This is a genomic window from Burkholderia sp. ABCPW 11, assembly GCF_001523445.1.
Classification (GTDB): Bacteria; Pseudomonadota; Gammaproteobacteria; order Burkholderiales; family Burkholderiaceae; genus Burkholderia.
The window spans coordinates 1-18266 of record NZ_LOVM01000049.1 but is presented as its reverse complement, the minus strand read 5'-3'; the positions used below and the strand labels follow the sequence as shown (position 1 = coordinate 18266).

Annotated in this window: 17 protein-coding genes and 1 tRNA gene; 9 read left to right on the top strand and 9 right to left on the bottom strand. The window is 66.2% G+C overall.

The genetic code is table 11. The features are described from left to right. The first annotated feature begins 216 nt into the window (after nucleotides 1-216). Nucleotides 217-2235: a site-specific DNA-methyltransferase gene (locus WS61_RS20980; RefSeq protein ID WP_059503089.1), complete on the top strand. Its 2019-nt coding sequence runs from the start codon at nucleotides 217-219 to the stop codon at nucleotides 2233-2235. Beyond that, entirely contained in the window at nucleotides 2235-5261 is a 3027-nt protein-coding gene (locus WS61_RS20975) for a type III restriction-modification system endonuclease (protein WP_059503087.1), read from the top strand. The genes WS61_RS20980 and WS61_RS20975 overlap by 1 nt, the downstream gene beginning before the upstream one ends. Nucleotides 5262-5508: 247 nt before the next feature. Here the strand turns inward: WS61_RS20975 and WS61_RS20970 are convergent, their stop codons facing one another. From WS61_RS20970 to egtB, 5 genes are all read right to left on the bottom strand, one after another. Then, nucleotides 5509-5877, bottom strand: a complete 369-nt coding sequence (locus WS61_RS20970) for a hypothetical protein (RefSeq protein WP_059503085.1) — start codon at nucleotides 5875-5877, stop codon at nucleotides 5509-5511. Nucleotides 5878-6063: 186 nt separating this feature from the next. Further along, complete coding sequence (locus tag WS61_RS20965) at nucleotides 6064-6318, bottom strand: hypothetical protein (RefSeq protein ID WP_059503083.1); 255 nt, start codon at nucleotides 6316-6318, stop codon at nucleotides 6064-6066. Nucleotides 6319-6354: 36 nt separating this feature from the next. Continuing rightward, a complete protein-coding gene (locus WS61_RS20960) occupies nucleotides 6355-6660 on the bottom strand; it encodes a hypothetical protein (RefSeq protein ID WP_059503081.1) in 306 nt (101 codons plus the stop codon). Nucleotides 6661-6950: 290 nt separating this feature from the next. Next, nucleotides 6951-7964 carry an L-histidine N(alpha)-methyltransferase gene (egtD, locus tag WS61_RS20955; RefSeq protein WP_059503079.1) on the bottom strand — a complete coding sequence of 338 codons (1014 nt, stop codon included), beginning with the start codon at nucleotides 7962-7964 and terminating at the stop codon, nucleotides 6951-6953. Further along, complete coding sequence (gene egtB / locus WS61_RS20950; protein WP_059503077.1) at nucleotides 7948-9174, bottom strand: ergothioneine biosynthesis protein EgtB; 1227 nt, start codon at nucleotides 9172-9174, stop codon at nucleotides 7948-7950. Before egtB ends, egtD begins: the two co-directional genes overlap by 17 nt. A 580-nt stretch (nucleotides 9175-9754) precedes the next feature. On the opposite strand from egtB, the gene WS61_RS20945 reads away from it, so the two are divergent. Next, nucleotides 9755-10231, top strand: coding sequence for a carboxymuconolactone decarboxylase family protein (locus tag WS61_RS20945; RefSeq protein WP_059503076.1), 477 nt, complete (start codon nucleotides 9755-9757; stop codon nucleotides 10229-10231). Continuing rightward, a complete protein-coding gene (locus WS61_RS20940; RefSeq protein ID WP_059503074.1) occupies nucleotides 10231-11112 on the top strand; it encodes a sigma-70 family RNA polymerase sigma factor in 882 nt (293 codons plus the stop codon). Before WS61_RS20945 ends, WS61_RS20940 begins: the two co-directional genes overlap by 1 nt. Before the next feature lie 102 nt (nucleotides 11113-11214). Here the strand turns inward: WS61_RS20940 and WS61_RS20935 are convergent, their stop codons facing one another. Both WS61_RS20935 and WS61_RS20930 read right to left on the bottom strand, forming a co-directional pair. After that, a complete protein-coding gene (locus tag WS61_RS20935) occupies nucleotides 11215-11730 on the bottom strand; it encodes a DUF2628 domain-containing protein (protein WP_059503071.1) in 516 nt (171 codons plus the stop codon). Nucleotides 11731-12042: 312 nt separating this feature from the next. After that, nucleotides 12043-12119 (bottom strand) — tRNA-Val (locus tag WS61_RS20930). Between the two features lie 606 nt (nucleotides 12120-12725). On the opposite strand from WS61_RS20930, the gene WS61_RS20925 reads away from it, so the two are divergent. From WS61_RS20925 to WS61_RS20915, 3 genes are all read left to right on the top strand, one after another. After that, the gene (locus tag WS61_RS20925) at nucleotides 12726-12971 is read left to right on the top strand and encodes a hypothetical protein (RefSeq protein WP_257127313.1); all 246 of its coding nucleotides are present in this window, start codon (nucleotides 12726-12728) and stop codon (nucleotides 12969-12971) included. Nucleotides 12972-13146: 175 nt separating this feature from the next. Next, nucleotides 13147-13863, top strand: coding sequence for a hypothetical protein (locus WS61_RS20920; protein WP_157692762.1), 717 nt, complete (start codon nucleotides 13147-13149; stop codon nucleotides 13861-13863). A gap of 16 nt (nucleotides 13864-13879) precedes the next feature. Further along, nucleotides 13880-14119, top strand: a complete 240-nt coding sequence (locus WS61_RS20915) for a hypothetical protein (RefSeq protein WP_059503066.1) — start codon at nucleotides 13880-13882, stop codon at nucleotides 14117-14119. A 587-nt stretch (nucleotides 14120-14706) separates the two neighbouring features. Here WS61_RS20915 and WS61_RS20910 read toward each other — a convergent pair. Further along, entirely contained in the window at nucleotides 14707-15465 is a 759-nt protein-coding gene (locus WS61_RS20910; RefSeq protein WP_059503064.1) for an anti-sigma factor, read from the bottom strand. Beyond that, on the bottom strand, nucleotides 15462-15983 hold the full coding sequence (locus WS61_RS20905) for a sigma-70 family RNA polymerase sigma factor (protein ID WP_059503062.1): 522 nt from the start codon (nucleotides 15981-15983) through the stop codon (nucleotides 15462-15464). The genes WS61_RS20910 and WS61_RS20905 overlap by 4 nt, the downstream gene beginning before the upstream one ends. 158 nt (nucleotides 15984-16141) lie before the next feature. Between WS61_RS20905 and WS61_RS20900 the strand changes: the two genes are divergently transcribed. Further along, nucleotides 16142-17230 carry a catalase family peroxidase gene (locus WS61_RS20900; protein WP_059503060.1) on the top strand — a complete coding sequence of 363 codons (1089 nt, stop codon included), beginning with the start codon at nucleotides 16142-16144 and terminating at the stop codon, nucleotides 17228-17230. Then, entirely contained in the window at nucleotides 17227-17760 is a 534-nt protein-coding gene (locus tag WS61_RS20895; protein WP_059503058.1) for a cytochrome b, read from the top strand. Before WS61_RS20900 ends, WS61_RS20895 begins: the two co-directional genes overlap by 4 nt. Nucleotides 17761-18266: the final 506 nt, after the last annotated feature.

Sequence of the window (18266 nt, the reverse complement as noted above, 5' to 3'; positions counted from 1 at the left end):
GCCTGCGCAACGGCCATCGGCCGGCCGGGCGGCAACCGGCCCGAACCCGCCCGCGGCCCGTCCGGCGGGCGATCGCGGCCGATGGGCGCACGCTCGACGCATATCGGCGCTTGACCTGCGCCGACCGACTCGCTAGCGTTTCGGGTTTGCCCGGGCGGCCATTGCCGCCGGTGCCGTGAGCGCGCCCGACGTCCTGGCGCGCGCGGCCGGGCTCCGATGGAAAAGACGATGCAGAAACTCGATGCGGCCAGCCCGCAGGCGATGTCGACGGATTTCACCGCGGACAACGTCGCGTGCCTGAAGGCGCTGTTCCCCGAACTCGTGACCGAAGGCCCGGACGGCGCGTCGGTCGACGTCGACGTGCTGAAGGCGCTGGTCGGCGAACGCACGGTCGGCGACGCCGACGAGCGCTACGGCTTCCACTGGCACGGCAAGCGCAGCGCGCGCCAGGCCGCGCTCACGCCGTCGACGGGCACGCTGCGCCCCTGCCCCGACGACAGCGTCGCATGGGACGACACGCGCCATCTCGTGATCGAGGGCGACAACCTCGACGTGATGAAGCTGCTGCACAAGAGCTACGCGGGCAAGGTGAAGCTCGTCTACATCGACCCGCCGTACAACACCGGCAGCGATTTCGTCTATCCGGACGACTTCAGCGACAGCATCCGCCACTACCTGGCGATGACCGGCCAGACCGAAGCCGGCGTGAAGCGCAGCACCAACACCGAGGCGAACGGCCGGTTCCACACCGACTGGCTGAACATGATGTATCCGCGCCTGAAGCTCGCGCATGCGCTGCTGTCCGACGAAGGGCTGATCGCCGTGCACATCGACGAGCACGAAGTGCATGCGCTGGTGCTGATGCTGCGCGAGATCTTCGGCGAGGAAAACGAGCTCGGCGTGGCCGTGTGGGACAAGCGCAACCCGAAGGGCGACGCGCGCGGCATCGCGTACCAGCACGAATCGCTGGTGCTGTTCGCACGCAACGCCGAGACGCTGCTCGAACGGGCGCCGCTCAAGCGCCCGAAGCGCAACGCGCAGCGCATGCTCGACGCCGCGCACGACGCGGTGTACCGCAGCGGCAACCCGAAGGACGCGCAGAAGGCGTACCGCGCGTGGCTGAAGGCGCAGACCAACCTGTCCGGCGGCGAGGTGATGTACGACCGGCTGTCGGCGGAAGGCCGCGTGTACCGCCTCGTGTCGATGGCCTGGCCGAACAAGAAGAAGGCGCCGGACGAATATTTCACGCCGCTGATCCACCCGGTCACCGGCAAGCCGTGCGCGATGCCGGCGCGCGGCTGGCGCAACCCGCCCGCGACGATGCAGGCGTTGCTCGAGCGCGGCCAGATCGAATTCGGCCCGGATGAAACCACGCAGCCGCAGCGGATCTACTACCTCGACGAGAACATGTACGAGAACGTGCCGTCGGTGCTGCCTTTCGCGGGCTCCGACGACGCGCTGCTGAAGTCGCTCGGCATCCCGTTCGACCTGCCGAAACCGGTCGACTTCGCGGCGGCCGTGATTGGCTGGTGCACGCGCGGCGACGACATCGTGCTCGACTGTTTCGCGGGCTCCGGCTCGACCGGCCACGCGGTGATGCAGGTGAATGCGACCGACGGCGGCGCGCGCCGCTACATCCTCGTGCAACTGCCCGAGGCGCTCGACCGCCGCGACAAGACGCAAGCCGCGGCCGCCGATTTCTGCGCGAAGCTGAAGAAGCCGCTCACGCTCGCGGAAATCACGAAGGAACGCCTGCGCCGCGCCGCGCAGCAGGTCGCGCGCGACTATCCGGAAAGCTATGGCGACCTCGGCTTTCGCGTGTATCGGCTCGACACGACCAACGTGATCGAGTGGGACCCGCGCCGCGACGACTTCGACCATGCGCTGTTCGCGTCCGTCGAACACGTGAAGACCGGCCGCACCGAGGACGACCTGCTCGCCGAGCTGACGCTGAAGCTCGGCCTCGACCTGTGCACGCCGGTCGAGCATCACCCGGTGGCCGGCAAGACGGTGCACCTGATCGGCCGCGCGATCGTCGCGTGCTTCGACGCGCGCATCTCGCGCGCCGACGCAGGCCCGCTCGCCGACGGCATCGTCGACCTGCTCGATGCGACGGGCGCGTCGCGCGACGTCACGTGCTTGTTCCGCGACAGCGGCTTCGTCGACGACGTCGCGAAGCTCAATCTCGCCGCGCTGCTCGAACAGCACGGCGTGAAGCGCGTGCGGAGCCTGTGATGCGGCTGCATTTCGAGGCGGATCTCGACTACCAGCGCGAGGCGATCGACGCCGTCTGCGACTTGTTTCGCGGGCAGGAATCGTATCGCGGCGACTTCAGCGTGCTCGCGAACGCCGCGCCCGGCACGACGGCCGCAGCTCAAGGCTCGCTCGGCTTCGCGGTATCGGAGCAAGGCGTCGGCAACCGGCTGTCGCTGACCGACGACGCACTCGCGCGCAATCTCACCGACGTGCAGTTGCGCGGCGGGCTGCCGCCGTCCGGCCTGCCCGGCTCGCGCGACTTCACCGTCGAGATGGAGACGGGCACCGGCAAGACCTACGTGTACCTGCGCACGATCTTCGAGCTGAACCGCCGCTACGGCTTCACGAAATTCGTGATCGTCGTGCCGTCGATCGCGATCAAGGAAGGCGTGCACAAGACTTTGTCGATCACCGAGGATCACTTCCGCGCGCTGTACGCGGGCGTGCCGTACGACTACTTCCTGTACGACTCCGCGAAGCTCGGCCAGGTGCGCCACTTCGCGGCGAGTGCGGCGATCCAGATCATGGTGATGACGGTCGCCGCGATCAACAAGAAAGAGATCAACAACCTCTACAAGGACAGCGAGAAGACCGGCGGCGAGAAACCGATCGACCTGATCCGCGCGACGCGGCCGATCGTGATCGTCGACGAACCGCAAAGCGTCGACGGCGGCCTCGAGGGGCGCGGCCGGGAAGCGCTCGCCGCGATGGCGCCGCTCTGCACGCTGCGCTATTCGGCCACGCACGTCGACCGCCACCACATGGTGTACCGGCTCGACGCGGTCGACGCGTACGAGCGCAAGCTCGTCAAGCAGATCGAGATCGCGTCGGCGATCGTCGAGGATGCGCACAACAAGCCGTACGTGCGGCTCGTCGGCGTGTCGAACCGGCGCGGCGCGATCAGCGCGCGCCTCGAGCTCGACGTCGCGACGGCCGCGGGCGTGAAACGCCAGATCGTGTCGGCCACCGATGGCGACGATCTCGAGCGCCTGACCAGGCGCGCGCTGTACGCGGGGCTGCGGATCGGCGAAGTGCATGCGGTCAAGGGCGCCGAGTACGTCGAGCTGCGTCATCCGGAAGGCGAGGCGTTCCTGTCGCTCGGCGAGGCGTTCGGCGACATCGACACGCTTGCCGTGCAGCGCGAGATGATCCGCCGCACGATCCGCGAGCATCTCGACAAGGAGCTGCGCCTCGCCGAGCGCGGCGTGAAGGTGCTGTCGCTGTTCTTCGTCGATTCGGTCGAGCGCTATCGCCGCTACGACGAGAACGGGATGCCCGTGAAGGGCGACTACGCGCTGATCTTCGAAGAGGAATATGCGCGCGCGGCGCGTGTGCCGGCTTACCGTGCGCTGTTCGACGGCGTCGACGTGGCCGTCGAAGTCGAGCGTGCGCACAACGGCTACTTCTCGATCGACCGCAAGGGCGGCTGGACCGACACGAGCGAGAGCAGCGCGGCGGCCCGCGAGAACGCGGAGCGCGCGTACGGCCTCATCATGCGCGAGAAGGAAGCGCTGCTGTCGTTCGACACGCCGCTGAAGTTCATCTTCTCGCACTCGGCGCTCAAGGAAGGCTGGGACAACCCGAACGTGTTCCAGATCTGCACGCTGCGCGACATCCAGACCGAGCGCGAACGCCGCCAGACGCTCGGCCGCGGGCTGCGCCTCGCCGTCGACCAGGACGGCGAGCGCGTGCGCGACCCGGGCGTGAACACGCTCACCGTGATCGCGACCGAGCGCTACGAGTCGTTCGCGGAGAACCTGCAGAAGGAAATCGAGGCCGATACCGGCATTCGTTTCGGGATCGTCGAGGAGCACCAGTTCGCGGCGCTGCCGGTGCAGGAAGACGGCGGCCCCGCGCATGCGCTCGGCGTCGAGCTGTCGCGCGTGCTGTGGAACCATCTGCACGAACAGGGCTACGTCGACGCGCAGGGCAAGGTGCTCGACCGGCTGAAGGATGCGCTGCGTCAGAGCGCGCTCGTGCTGCCGGACGCGTTCGAGCGGCTGCGTGCGCCGATCGTCGCGACACTGCGCAAGCTGTCGGGCCGCTTCGCGGTGCGCAACGCCGACGAGCGCCGCGCGATCGCGTTGCGGCGCGATGCGTCGGGCAAGGCCGTCGTGTTCGGCGAGGATTTCCGCGCGCTGTGGGATCGCATCCGCCATCGCACCGTGTACCGCGTCGAGTTCGACAACGCGAAGCTGGTGCGCGACTGCACGGCCGCGTTGCGCGCCGCGCCGGACATCGCGCGGGCGCGGCTGCAGTGGCGCAAGGCCGAGATCGACATCGGCAAGGCCGGCATCGAGGCGATCGAGGTGGCCGGCGCCGGCACGGTGCTGCTCGACGAAGGCGAGTTGCCGCTGCCCGACCTGCTCACCGAGTTGCAGGACCGGACGCAGCTCACGCGCCGTTCGCTCGCGACGATCCTCGCCGACAGCGGCCGGCTCGACGATTTCCGCGTGAATCCGCAGCAGTTCATTGCGGTGGCGGCCGACGCGATCAACCGCTGCAAGCGGCTCGCGCTCGTCGCGGGCATTGCGTACCGCAAGCTCGGCGAGCGCCACGTGCATGCGCTCGAATCGTTCGAGAGCGAAGCGCTGACCGGTTACCTGCGCAATCTGCGGCTGGACGCGCGCAAGTCGATCCACGAAGCGGTCGTATGCGAGACGGACGCCGAGCGCGCGTTCGCCGATGCGCTCGAAGCGCACGAAGGCGTGAAGCTCTACGCGAAGCTGCCGGCGTGGTTCCGCGTGCAGACGCCGCTCGGCAGCTACCATCCGGACTGGGCCGTGCTCGCGGAACAGGACGGCGGCGAGCGGCTGTACTTCGTCGTCGATACGCCGAATGCCGACGGCCACGTGCCGAGCGAGCTCGAGCGCGCGAAGCTCGCGTGCGGCGAAGCGCATTTCCGTGCGCTGACCGATGGCGACGGCGCGGCGCGCTTCGTGCGCGTCGGGCAGCCGGATGCGCTGTTCGAACCTGCGGCGCCGCCGGCGGGCGCGGGGCGGTGACACGAAGGGCGGCGACGAGCCGCCCTTTTTATCGGCATGGCCCGGCCGTTATCGATCGTGCCGGGTACCCGCGCATCGCCCCCTCCGTCATCCGCATGAAAGCATTCGCATTACTCGCGTGCGGGCGACGCCGTTACGGCTGGTTGCAAATCGGGTCGACACGATGTTTTCGCTCGCCCGACACGTTACGTTTTCGCCATGAAAAAAGGGCGCCGAAGCGCCCTTCCCGTGCATTCACAGGCTGCGCTTACAGCGTACGGCCGAATGCGTTGCGATGCGAATGATGCGTGGACGTCGACGCATGCGCGGTATGGCCATGCGCGTGCGAGTGACCGCGGCCCGGTTGCGTGCCGGCGCGATCGGCGATCGTGTCGGAACGGTCGGCCGCGCGCGACAGGCCCTTGTCCCGATCGCCGGCATGCATGCCGTTCGAGTTGCTCAGCGCCTGGCCGCTCATGTGGCCGCCCGACATGCCGCCTGCGTTGCCGCCCGAGCCGCCTGCGCCATGACCGCCGCCATTGCCCCCGCCGTTGCCGCCGGCCGCCGCATGGGCAGACACCGAGCCGAGCGCGAGCAGCGCGGCCGCCAGGACGGACAGATATCGTTGCTGTTTCATTTGGTGCTCCCTTGAGCGCGTTTGCGTGACTGCATTTTATGAATGCGAGAAATTCGCGCAGCACGACGTTGTAAATGATCGTAACGACGCGTGCGGCACGCATTCGTCGGATCAATTGCGGGCACGCATGAACGCGGGGGCGAAGCACCTGGGCGATGCCGCGACGTCGCCCAGGTGACGAGGTGCTTACTGCGGCGGCTGCATGCCCTGCGCGGCGGCCTTGTGTTGCGCGGCCTGCTCTTGCGCGTGCTGCTTCGCCATGTGATGGCCGACGATACAGCCGCCCACGGCGCCGACCACCGCGTGGTGCCCCGCATAGTGACCGGCCACACCGCCGACCACCGCACCCTTCATGCAGCCCGCCGCGTGCGCGCTGCCGATCGTTGCGAGCGCAACGACAGCGGCGGCGGCACGTAGTCCGATGTATCGAACGGGCATCATGTTTTCACTCTCCTCTCGAATGATCGATCGAGCCGCTTAGTCCCAGCGGCCGCCACGCCAGCCGCCGCGCTCGCGCCACTCGTGCTCGCGCCATTCACGGCGGCGCCACTCGTGTTCGCGCCATTCGCGCTGACGCCAGCCGTCGCCGCGCCAACCGTCGTCGCGATAGCCGACCGGCGCGTACATCACGGGCGGAGGCGGCGCCACGTAGACGGGCGCCGGCGCCGCATAGACGCCCGGCACGCCGATGCCGACCGACAGGTCGACGTGGGCCGATGCGACGCCCGAGGCTGCCAGCGCCGCTACACCGAGAACTGCACCGAGAATAAGTTTCTTGCTCATTTCGCGACTCCCTGCACGTGTCGTGCGTCGTGTGACTACGGTTCGGAGTCTAGGCACCGGACGCCGACACAGGTGAAACGGGTCTGCGAGAGCAGTAACGGACGTTTACGGGTGCCCGCAAAGCCTGATGGAGCATGGGAGAGGCGGCATGCCGGACATCGTTGCGGCGATGCATCGGGTCGGTAAAAAGGGAATTTTCGGTACGAAACCGGCGATCGGATCGAACACGCCGGGGCACGGGGAGCGAACCGCCGTGGCCTTGCGGCGCGAGCGGTTCGCCGCAGCGCGCATTACGCGCGGATATCGTCGACACTGCGCAACCAGTGCACGCTGAACAGCTTGTCCGCGTCGGTCCACACGGTATCGGGTTCGAACCCGGCGCGGCGCGCGATCGCATGGAAGCCGTCGATCGTGAACTTGTGCGAGTTCTCCGTGTGGATGCGCTCGCCGGCTTCGAAGCTGAACGCGTGGCCGCGCACGTGTACGGTCTGCGCGACGTCGCTGACGAGATGCATCTCGATGCGTTGCCGCTCGCGGTCGTAGAACGCGCAGTGCGAGAACGCATCGACGTCGAAATCCGCGCCGAGTTCGGCGTTCGCGCGCGCCAGCAGGTTCAGGTTGAACTGCGCGGTCACGCCCTGCGCGTCGTTGTACGCGTCGTGCAGCGTGCGCTCGTCCTTCACGAGATCCGCGCCGACCAGCAGGCCGCCGCCGCGCAGCAGTCGCGCCGCGTCCCGCAGGAACGTGTCGGCCTCTTCCGGCGAGAAGTTGCCGATCGTCGACCCGGGAAAGAAGCCGATGCGCCGCCGCGGCGTTTCGGTCAGCTCGGCCAGTTGCTCGGCCTTCGTGTAGTCGGCCGCGAGCGGCGCGACGTCGAGCCACGGATACGCGGCGCGCAGGCGTGTGGCCGCGCCGTGCAGATGGTCGGCCGAGATGTCGATCGGCACGTAGCGCGCCGGCGCGTTCGTGTAGTTGTTCGCGAACGCGTCGAGCAGGATGCGGATCTTCTCGAGCGAGCCCGCGCCGAATTCGACGATGTCCGCATGCGGGCCGACACGCTGCGCGATCTCGGCCGCGCGCTCGCGCAGGATGCCGAGCTCGGTGCGCGTCGGGTAATACTCCGGCAGTTCGCAAATGCGGTCGAACAGCGCGGAGCCGGCCGCATCGTAGAAGTATTTCGGCGAAATGCTGCGCGGCGTGCGCGACAGTCCGTCGATCAGGTCGCGCTCGAACGCGCTCGGCCGCGCATCGCGGGCGGGTTGCAGGCCACCGCTCGTGGCCGTCAGGTCAGACGTCTCGCGCAAGTCGCACTCCCGTGAATTGCCAGCGTGCCGCCGGCGGAAAGAAATTGCGGTACGTCGGCCGTTCGTGCCCGGGCGGCGTCGCGATGCTGCTGCCGCGCAGAACCTGCTGGCCGACCATGAACTTGCCGTTGTATTCGGCCGCCACACCCGCGAGCGGCCGAAAGCCCGGATACGGCTCGTAGGACGAACGCGTCCACTGCCATACATGCCCGAGCATCTGCCGGATGCCGTCGGCCGCGAACGCGGTTTCCCATTCGAATTCGGTCGGCAGCCGCGCGCCGGCCCATTCCGCATACGCGGCCGCCTCGTAGAAGCTCACGTGACACACCGGCGCGTCGGGCGCGAGCGGTTCGACGCCGTGCAGGCCGAAGGTGCGACGCACGCGCGTGGCGGCCGCATCGTCGTCGTCCGGCATCCAGTACGCGGGCCCTTGCCACCCTTCCCGCTGCACCGTGGCCCAGCCGTCGGACAGCCAGAATTCGGGGCGCGTATAGCCGCCGTCCGCGACGAACGCCGCGAATTCCGCGTTCGTCACGAGGCGATTCGCGATCTCGTACGGCCGCACGAGCGCCGTATGACGCGGCCGCTCGTTGTCGAACGAGAACGCATCGCCGTCGTGGCCGATCTCGACGAGCCCACCCGGCTGACGCAGCCAGCGCAACGGGCCGGCGTCACCCGCAGCCAGCGCGCGTTGCGCATCGGCGCCGGTGCGCGGCCGGAACGCCGGCCGCAACGGGTTGCACGAGAACGCATGCAGCATGTCGGTAACGATCAGTTCCTGATGCTGCTGCTCGTGATGCAGGCCGAGCACCAGCTCGGGCGCGATCGCCTCGAGCTGCGCCGCATCGGCCTCGGCCAGCGCGCGCAGCGTCGCGTCGTCGACGTATTGCCGGTACGCATGCACGTCGTCCAGCGACGGACGCGTGAGCAGCCCGCGCTGCGGTCGCGGATGGCGCGGGCCGAGCGCTTCGTAATAGGAATTGAAGAGGAACTGGAATGCGTCGTCGAACGGCGCGTAGCCGGGCACGCGGCGCATCAGCACGACGGTTTCGAAGAACCAGGTCGTATGCGCGAGGTGCCATTTCGTCGGGCTCGCGTCGGGCATCGACTGCACGGCCTGGTCTTCGGCGGACAGCGTCGCGGTCAGCGCGACGCTATGGGCGCGCACGTCCTGGTAACGGCGCTGAAGCTGTGATGCAAGGAGGCTCATCGGTTTACCGTCCACGTCGCGATTTGCTGCGTTGCGTTGCCGGAAAAGGGAAAGCCTTGCGCTGGCATGCGCGCGGCTGACGTGCAACCTGCTGCTGCGTCGTCGGGCAGCCGGCGCGCGCGCCGGGCCGCGGATGCGGCGTCACTTCGTCTGCCCGTGCAGAACAGTATGGTCCAGAAATGTGAACGTCGCGAATCGGATTTCCGATGAAACGAAGCAGAAAGAAAAATGAAAGCATTTTCGATGAGGGCGTCGCACGCGTGACGAACCGTCGGCGGCCGTCGCGGCCGGGTTCGAGCCGACGGACGCAATGCACGTGCCCGCGACTGCACACTGCTGACGTCCGGTGACAACCGCACGGCATGCATGAAAGGTCGATGACGCGCGTTCGTCGGCGGAACGGCGCGATGCGCCCCATTCGTCCGTCGATATCGCGTCCTGTGGCGCCCTGCTCGACGGCTTCGCCCTTCGCTTGCCGCTGCCCGCTTCGACGGTTCCGAAAATTTTTTTGCATCGATGTCACACACGCGGGGGGCTCGCTCGTCATATCGGCGGAACCCACACGAAAGGAGAAGCCACCATGACTGCGAAACTCAATCCGTTTGCCGCCGCCCCCGCGCTGATGAAGCACTGGATGACCGTGTCGGTCGCCGCCGCCGGCAGCCTCGAGCCGACGCTGATCGAGTTGGTCAAGATCCGCGCGTCGCAGATCAACGCGTGCGCGAACTGCATTAACATGCACACCGCCGAGGCCCGCGAACAAGGCGAGACCGAGCAGCGCATCTACCTGCTGTCCGCGTGGCGCGAAGCGCCCTGCTACACCGACCGCGAGCGCGCGGCGCTCGGCTGGACCGACGCGCTCACGCGGCTGTCGGAGGGCCACGCTGCGCACGAAGCGGCCTATGCGGCGCTGAACGACCATTTCAGCGAGGAGGAACAGGTGAAACTCACGGTGATGATCAACGTGATCAACGGCTGGAACCGGCTCGCCGTCGGCTTCGGGCTGTGGGTCGACCCGGCCGACGCGAAGGCCGCCGCCGCGAAGATGGTGGCCTGATGCCGAACCTCGACCCGGCCAACGGCGGCGCCGACGAACGGGCCGACGCGGCGGCGAGCTTCGATCCGCTGCGCCGCACGCTGATCCGCGTCGCGTACCGGATGCTCGGTTCCGTTGCGGATGCCGAGGACATGGTGCAGGAGGCGTTCATCCGCTGGATGGACGTCGACCGCACCGACGTACGCGTGCCGGAGGCGTTCCTGCGCCGCATGGTGATGCGCATGTGCCTCGATCAGTTGAAGTCCGCGCGGCACCAGCGCGAAACCTATATCGGCCCGTGGCTGCCCGAGCCGGTCGTCGAGGAAGATCAACAGGACGACGTCACGCTGCCGCTGCTGCTCGCGCTCGAACGGCTCTCGCCGCTCGAACGCGCGGCGTTCCTGCTGCACGACGTGTTCGGCCTCGAATTCGACGAAGTCGCCACGACGATCCAGCGCGACCCGGCCGCGTGCCGGCAGCTCGCCGCACGGGCACGCACGCACGTGCGCGAGGCGCGGCCGCGTTTTCATGTCGACAAGCAGCGCGGGATCGAGCTGGCCGAAGCATTCTTCGCGGCGTCACGCAGCGGCGACATGCGCGCACTCGGCGCGATGCTCGCCGAGGACGTGAGCCTGCATTCGGACGGCGGCGGCAAGCGTACCGCGGCCGGCAAGCCGGTGTTCGGCTTCGAACTCGTGATGCGGGTGCATGCGCACCTCGCCGAGCTGTTCGCGACGCAAGCGTCGAAGCTCATCCGGGCCGGGTTCATCAACGGGCTGCCGGGTTTCGTCACGCTGGAAGCTGATGGCGAGCTGCAGACGACTGCGCTCGAGATCGACGACGGGAAGATCGTCGCGATCTATGTCGTGCGCAATCCTGACAAATTGAAGCATCTGCATTGAGGATGGTGGCGCGAGCATGCGCCGTGTGTCATGCGCATGCATGCCGCCGGCGCCGCCCGCCCGCTTCTTTCCGCCCTGCGTTCCGTTCGCCGGCTACCGCGATCAGTACATCCCGCCTCCGGCGTTGCCGACCATGTACAGCAGTACGCCGAGCAGCGGCGTCGCGACGGCGAAACCGGCCGCCGCCAGCCAGTTCGTGCCGCCTTGCGCGTCGAGCAGCGCGAGAAACGATTCGCGGGACGTCGCGTGCGGGCGCAGGTTTTCGATCCTGCGTGCGATGTGCGTCTTGTAGAGGCCGTTCCCGTACCAACCGAGCGACACCGCGATCGCGATCGTGGCCGGGTCGAGCATGCTCGATTCGAAGTATCCCGGGAAGTACAGCAACTCGATCAGCGTGATGCCCAGCGTGCCGGCGAGCACGGCGGCCGCCTGCCAGTACATGCATCGATACGCCATCCAGACCGGGCCGAGGAAGCACGCGGCCCAGTTCCACGACTGCCGGCTCTTGCGCGATTCGGCGATCGCCCACTTTCGTTCGTACCAGTCGGCCTTCTTGCCGACGTAAGCGGCGATTTCGTCGTGGCTTGCGCGCGGTGCGGCGGTCGTGACCTCGGACATGTCGTGTGCTCTCAGGCGCGCGAAGCGCGCGTCGTTGTTTTGATGCGGTGGAAATCGGGCGACGAGCGAAGCTGCCACGTCGATGCGCAGACGATTCTACGCGCCGTGCAGCGGCCGTTGTGTGGCAGGTCGGGATGTCGAACGGAGGATGCGATGCCGCGGTTCGCACGACATGACGCATCGGGGCGTCACGCATCGTTTCGGACCGGAAAAGAAAAACGCCACGCGAAGTTGCCGCGTGGCGTTCGTATGTTTGGCGAGCCGTGTTGCCTGTAGGCAAGTCGTGCTGCCGGACCCCTTCATTTTGTTCGTTGGTAGGCTCGATTGGATTCGAACCAACGACCCCCACCATGTCAAGGTGGTGCTCTAACCAACTGAGCTACGAGCCTAAGAAGCCGCGAATTATAGAGAGGGTTTTAGGGGAGCACAAGCCCCTTCGTGAAAATTTTTTGAAACGCTCGCACGGCGGGCTGACGATCGATGTTGCGCGGCTGGCGATGCCGGCAACGTTGGCTTCATCCGTTCGCCTCACAGCAAAACGCTTCGATATGCGACGGTGTTATCCACATTCCCCTTTGGATAACCATTCGGCAAGCCTCTGGATTCACAGTGGAACGATTGAGGATATGTCGGCGCGGTTGTGAATCGACGAAAAGTTGTTCTGTGCTGCCGGGCGCTGTTCACGTCGCGCACCCAGGGTTATGCATTTCGCTTCGCGCCGAGAATTCAGTGCGTTACGGATGTTATCCACTGTGGCGCACAGGGTTTGTTAACTACCACTACGTATATATACGAATGCTGTTAACACCTTTGGATAAGCACAGTCCGTCGACTGTGATCCGCTCGGGATATGCACTGAGTGCAGCGACTGGATGAACGAAGCGGAACGCTGTGAAGCGCATCGATCGATGCGTAAGCCTTCATGTCTGTAGAATCGCCGGCATCCAGGATGCAAAGCCCGACGGACAAGCTCACGGCACGTGACCGATTCTTCGTTGACCCGCCTCCACGCGCTCGATATCGACGCAGTCGTACACCGGATGCAGCGACATCCGGGCGACATTATGTTCGAGCAACGCGTGTCGATACCGGAAACCGAAGTCCTGTGTTGCCGCTACAAGGGCGAGCGATTCAACGTGAAGTTCGATCTCGACTACGGTGTTTCCGTCGAGCGTATCGGGCAGCTTTCCGACGCAGATATCGCGGCGATCGTCGGATGGCTCGGGAAGGAGGCAGGGTGATCACGGCAGACGACACCGGGCGAAGCGGTCGATACCACCACGCACCAGGTCGTGATCGCGACGATCACCGAGTATTTCTCGTCGCGACGGACGACGCATCGATGACGACGAGCGATAAGATGAAATCGAAGCAAGACCCCGGCGATACCAGTACTGCCCGCCACCGGAGCCGGTAATGGGACCGATCATGTGCCGTCGGCACGGACGCGATAACGGGATCGCGACATCGGCGGGCGTTGCCGTGTGCATTCGGCAGCGCGGACAGTTTTCGCCCGGCGAACTCGTGAAGGTTTCGCTCGACCGGCCGAAGTACAGCCGTGAAATGTGGATGCTGCGTGCCGAACTCGAAGAACACGAGGTCGATGCAACTTTCGTCGACAACGTTGCGCACGTGAAGGCGTTTCCGAAGATTGCGGCGCTGGAGCGTTTGCGTGCGCATCTGTGTTCGGCATGCCTGGACGAACTGCTCGTGCGCTCCGGCGAGGTGCCCTATAAACCGACGACGAAGGAACAGGCGTTCGACACGTCCGTCGTCGCGGCGAATGCGAATTGGCCGCGCGGCGTCGCGCGCTGCGAGTTGCACGGCTTGATCCGGCCGACGCGGACGTCACCGGATATCGAGGCCGCGATCTTGTCGATCGACGTGATCCGCGATTGTCCCGTCGTGCGGGTAACCGATGCCAGCGTGAAGCATGGCGCCACGCATTGGTTCGACGAAACGTTCTTGCGCAAGGTGCTCGGGCCGGATATCGACATCGTTGAATCGACGTTCCGCATCGACGATGAGGCCATGTTCGTGCAGCTGTGGGACGCCGGTGAGCTCGTGTGCCCGGTATGCCTGCGGGAGGTGTTGGAACGTAGCGGCCTGTGCAACGACGACACGCCGACATGAGCGTAGCGGAGCCATCGTGACGGACACGATCGAACAGCACGACATGACGGACGACGCCACTCGGCGCAAGATTTTCTGGCTGCTTCAACGTGTGACGAGCTTGTCGCACTGGACGCGCAAGCGCGAGGGGTTCGCGCGATTTGCGAACGCGTATGGACATGCGGCGAATACGTGGCTCGATGACGATCCGGAGCCGATCCGCTACCTCATCGCGCCGGAAACCGGCGCGGTTCTCGGGATAGTCGGAACGAAGTGACCCGAAGCGCGAGCGGCAGTGTGTGGATAACTGGCGCACGATCCAGTTGAAACCCTGTGCACCCGACAGGTGAGCATTCCGGTTTCGATGGGCTCGTTGACCTGAATGTCTTGCCCGACAAGGCTTTGCCGACAATGAAAGAGGGCGGCGAACAAATCGCGTGCGACTTCCGGAAGTCGAATGTCTTGTGGATATCGTTGACTCGAAGCCACTCGAAACCCTGTGCATTCAACGGGTGAGCGCAGTCGAATCTGGCGAAGACGCTTGGTCAATCACCCGGGTTGTGGATATCGGCGCCCAAAACAACCCGAAACGCTGTGCATGCCAAAGGTGAGCGAACCCATCGAAGTCGGCATGCGGCACCGTCATGATCGATGTGGATATCCTGTTCCGCGGCGACTCGAAACCCTGTGATTTTAAAGGCGAGGGCGCCGGCGCGGACTGGATGTGAATAACAGCCGATGAAAGTCAGTCGAAACGCTGTGCATTCGAGCGGTGAGCGTGAGCCGGTTCAAGCCCGCCGAGCCGCGCCGGAAAAGGCGCTGGCGGCCGCCACCGACCGCCATCCGGGCGCGCATCGTATCACTTCAAGTCTGCTGATCGAGAGCCTGCACGACTGCTTTCTCCCCGAGACTCCCGGCCGGCCCGACCACCGCATAGTTGAGGCCGTTCACCGATCCATACCGCGCCAGCAGCGCGCCGTCCACGCGTTGCCCGGCCGGCAGCAGCCGATGTTCCGATTCCGCCGGCCGGAGATAGAAGCTCAGCGTTTGCCCCGCATCATCCTGATAGAGCACCATCGCGGCCGTGGCCCCGCTGTCCGTCGTGAACAACCGTCCGCCGACTGGTGTGAACCCCGCCGCGCTCAAATCCGGCAGCTTCGCCGACGCACCGACGCGCCTGGTGAGCCACTCCTGCAAATCGCCCGCACCGGTCGGCCGGTAATCGACCTTCGCCGTTTGATCGACCACCATCATCCGGTAAGCCTTGACCGCATCGCTCATCGGCGCGATGGGCGGCGGCGCGTTCCAGCCGCGCGCCTGCCATCCGCCGAACGTCCCGAGCCCGACGCAGAACACGAACGAAGCCGCCATCGCGAACCGCATCCGCGTGCGCTCCGCCCGCCGGCCGCGAATCGCCGCCGGATCGAGCGCGGGATTATCCGCCGGCATCCGCACGCTCTCCAGCGCGGCCCGCAACCGCTGCGTGTCCTGCTGCCATTGCTTCACTTGTTCCGCGCGCTCCGGATGTAGCGCGAGATAGCGTTCCACCGAGGCGCGCGCATCGTCGTCGAGCTGGCCGTCGACGTAGGCCTGAAGGTCGTGTTCGTTTGGAGGCGTGTTCATTTCTTCATCAACCGCAAGGAAGGAGCAGGCAGTTCGCCGTCGCTGAGCTGGCGCAGCGCCTGGCGCGCACGCGAGAGCCGCGACATCACGGTGCCGATCGGCACGTCGAGCAGGTCGGCGACTTCCTGATAGGTGAAACCTTCGACCGCGACGAGCAGCAGCAGGCTGCGCTGTTCGTCGGAGAGCTGGCCGAACGCCTCGAGCGTCGCGCGCGCCGCGAATTCGCGTTCGGCGGACGGCCAGTGCGCTTCGTCGTCGTCGTGGATGCGGCCAAGCAGCCACGCGTAGCGCTTCGCGCTGCGTTTGCCGTCGAGAAACTGCCGATACAGGATCGTGAACAGCCAGCTGCGCAGCGACGCGTCGTCGCGACGGCTCGTCCAGCGCGACAGCGCGCGCTCGAGCGTCGACTGGACGAGATCGTCGGCCGCGTGGACGTCGCGCGCCAGCCACAGCGCGAAGCGCCGCAGCCGGGGGATGAGTTCGCGCAACGCGTCGTCGTCGAGGGCGGTGGAGGGCATGGCCGGGCCGGTTGCCGAAAGGGTCGTGGATGCCGCGTAGGACGCCGGTCGGCACCGATTATTCCCTCCAGCATACGAAAAAACTTTTCGTGGAATAAAGCGGCGCGGGCGGCGTCCTACGCGCGTTCGACAATGATCTGACGATCGGGAGTGCATTCATGAAGCAATCTTCGTCTTCTTCGCCGCAGCGCGAGCCCGGGCGCGGGTGGTGGCGCTGGGCCGTGATCGGCGGCGCGGTGGCCGGCGTGGCCGCGGCGTTCGGGTATGCCGGCGGGTGGCTCGCGCCGGCGCGCCTGACCCCGCACCGGCTCGTCGACGCACTGCAGACCAACAGCGGCGTCCACCCGGGCTTTCGGCGCAATCACGCGAAGGGCGTGTGCGTGACCGGCTACTTCGAAGGCAACGGCGCCGCGAGCGCGTATTCGGTCGCGCCGTTCTTCAAGGCGGTGCGCACGCCGGTGGTCGGGCGCTTCGCGTTGCCGGGCGGCAACCCGTACGCGCCCGACAGCAGCGTGCCGATCCGCAGCCTCGCGCTGAAGCTCACCGCGCCGGACGGCGAGCAATGGCGGACCGGGATGAACGCGATGCCGGTGTTTCCGGTGGCGACGCCGCAGGCGTTCTACGAGCAGACGCTCGCGACGCGGCCCGATCCGAAGACAGGCAAACCGGACCCGGCGAAGGTGAAGGCGTTTTTCGGCGCGCATCCGGAGGCGGGCGCCTTCCTGCAATGGGTGAAGGGTGCGAAGCCGAGCGCAAGCTACGTCACCGAAAGCTATTACGGGTTGAACGCGTTCTACTTCGTCGACGCGGCCGGCAAGCGCCAGGCGGTGCGGTGGCGCGTCGTGCCGGAGCAGACGGCGGGCGCCGGCGACGTCGCGACGGCCGCCGATCCGAACGTGCTGCAGCAGGACGTGACGCAGCGCATCGCGGCCGGTGCGCAGAAGTGGAAGCTGCTGGTCACGCTGGCCGAGCCCGGCGACCCGGTGGACGACGCGACGAAGATCTGGCCCGCGCAGCGCACGACGATCGACGCCGGCACGCTCGTGCTCGATCGCGTGGCGGCGCAGGACAGCGGCCCGTGCCGCGACGTGAATTACGACCCGACGGTGCTGCCGCAGGGGATCCAGGTGTCGGGCGATCCGTTGCTGGCGGCGCGCTCGGCCGCGTATGCGGATTCGTATCTGCGCCGCACGAGTGAAGAGGCCGGCGTGGCGGGCGTGGCGCGATTGAGTGGGGAGGGACGATGATGAAGGCTTCGACGACGTTTAGCTGGCCGGCGCGGGTGCTGCATTGGGTGATGGCCGCGATGATCCTCGCGATGCTGTTCATCGGGGTAGGGATGGTGGCGTCGGTTTCCGCGCGGCACGAGGTCCTGGTGGCGATTCACAAGCCGCTGGGTGTGGCGGTGCTGGTGCTGGTGTGTGTGCGGATCGTCGTGCGGATTCTGTCGAAGCCGCCCGCGTTGCCCGACGATCTGCCGGGGTGGCAAAAGGTGGCCGCGCACGGGTCGCATCTCGTGCTGTATGCGCTGATGGTCGCGATGCCGCTGATCGGCTGGGCGATGCTGTCGGCGGGCGGATATCCGGTGACGCTGGGCGGCGGCGTGCAATTGCCGGCGCTGGTGTCGGCCGATCCGGTGACGTTCGCGTGGCTTCGGGTTGCGCATCGCGTGCTGGCCTATCTGTTCTTCTTGACGTTCCTCGCGCACTTCGCGGCTGCGCTGTATCACGGGCTGATTCGGCGCGACGGCGTGGTGAGGGCGATGGTGGGACGGTGAGTGACGCAGGTTGCGTTCGATGCGGCGGCGGTTCGCGGGCGAGCGCGGCTGCTGCTGCCGCGCTCGCTTATATATGACCAATCGAGAGGCTCGACGGCCGCGGGCACCGCATGTCAAAAATATTTCACGAAGGGGGTTGCGGAGACGGGGGCAGGTGCTTAGAATCTCGCCTCTTTCGCGCTAACGGAAACGCGGCGCGGGAGGAAGGGAAGCGGTGCTGTTGAAGTCGGTTCTAGCGACTCCAGCGCATATGAAATTAAACCGCAGTCGTCGCAACGAAGTAGTTAAAAAAGTTGTTGACGAGTTTCAAAAAACGGTTAATAATCTCGCTTCTCTGCTGCTGAAAACGCAGCGCTGCTGAGGGGTTCAAGATCCCTAGCAGAATGCTCTTTAAAAATTAACAGCCGATAAGTGTGGGCGCTTGATTGAAAGCGAGCTGATCCTCGGATCAGATAGCAAAAGTATCAAGAGTCTCACACTAAAGTAAGTCAGGTTTATGAAGCAAT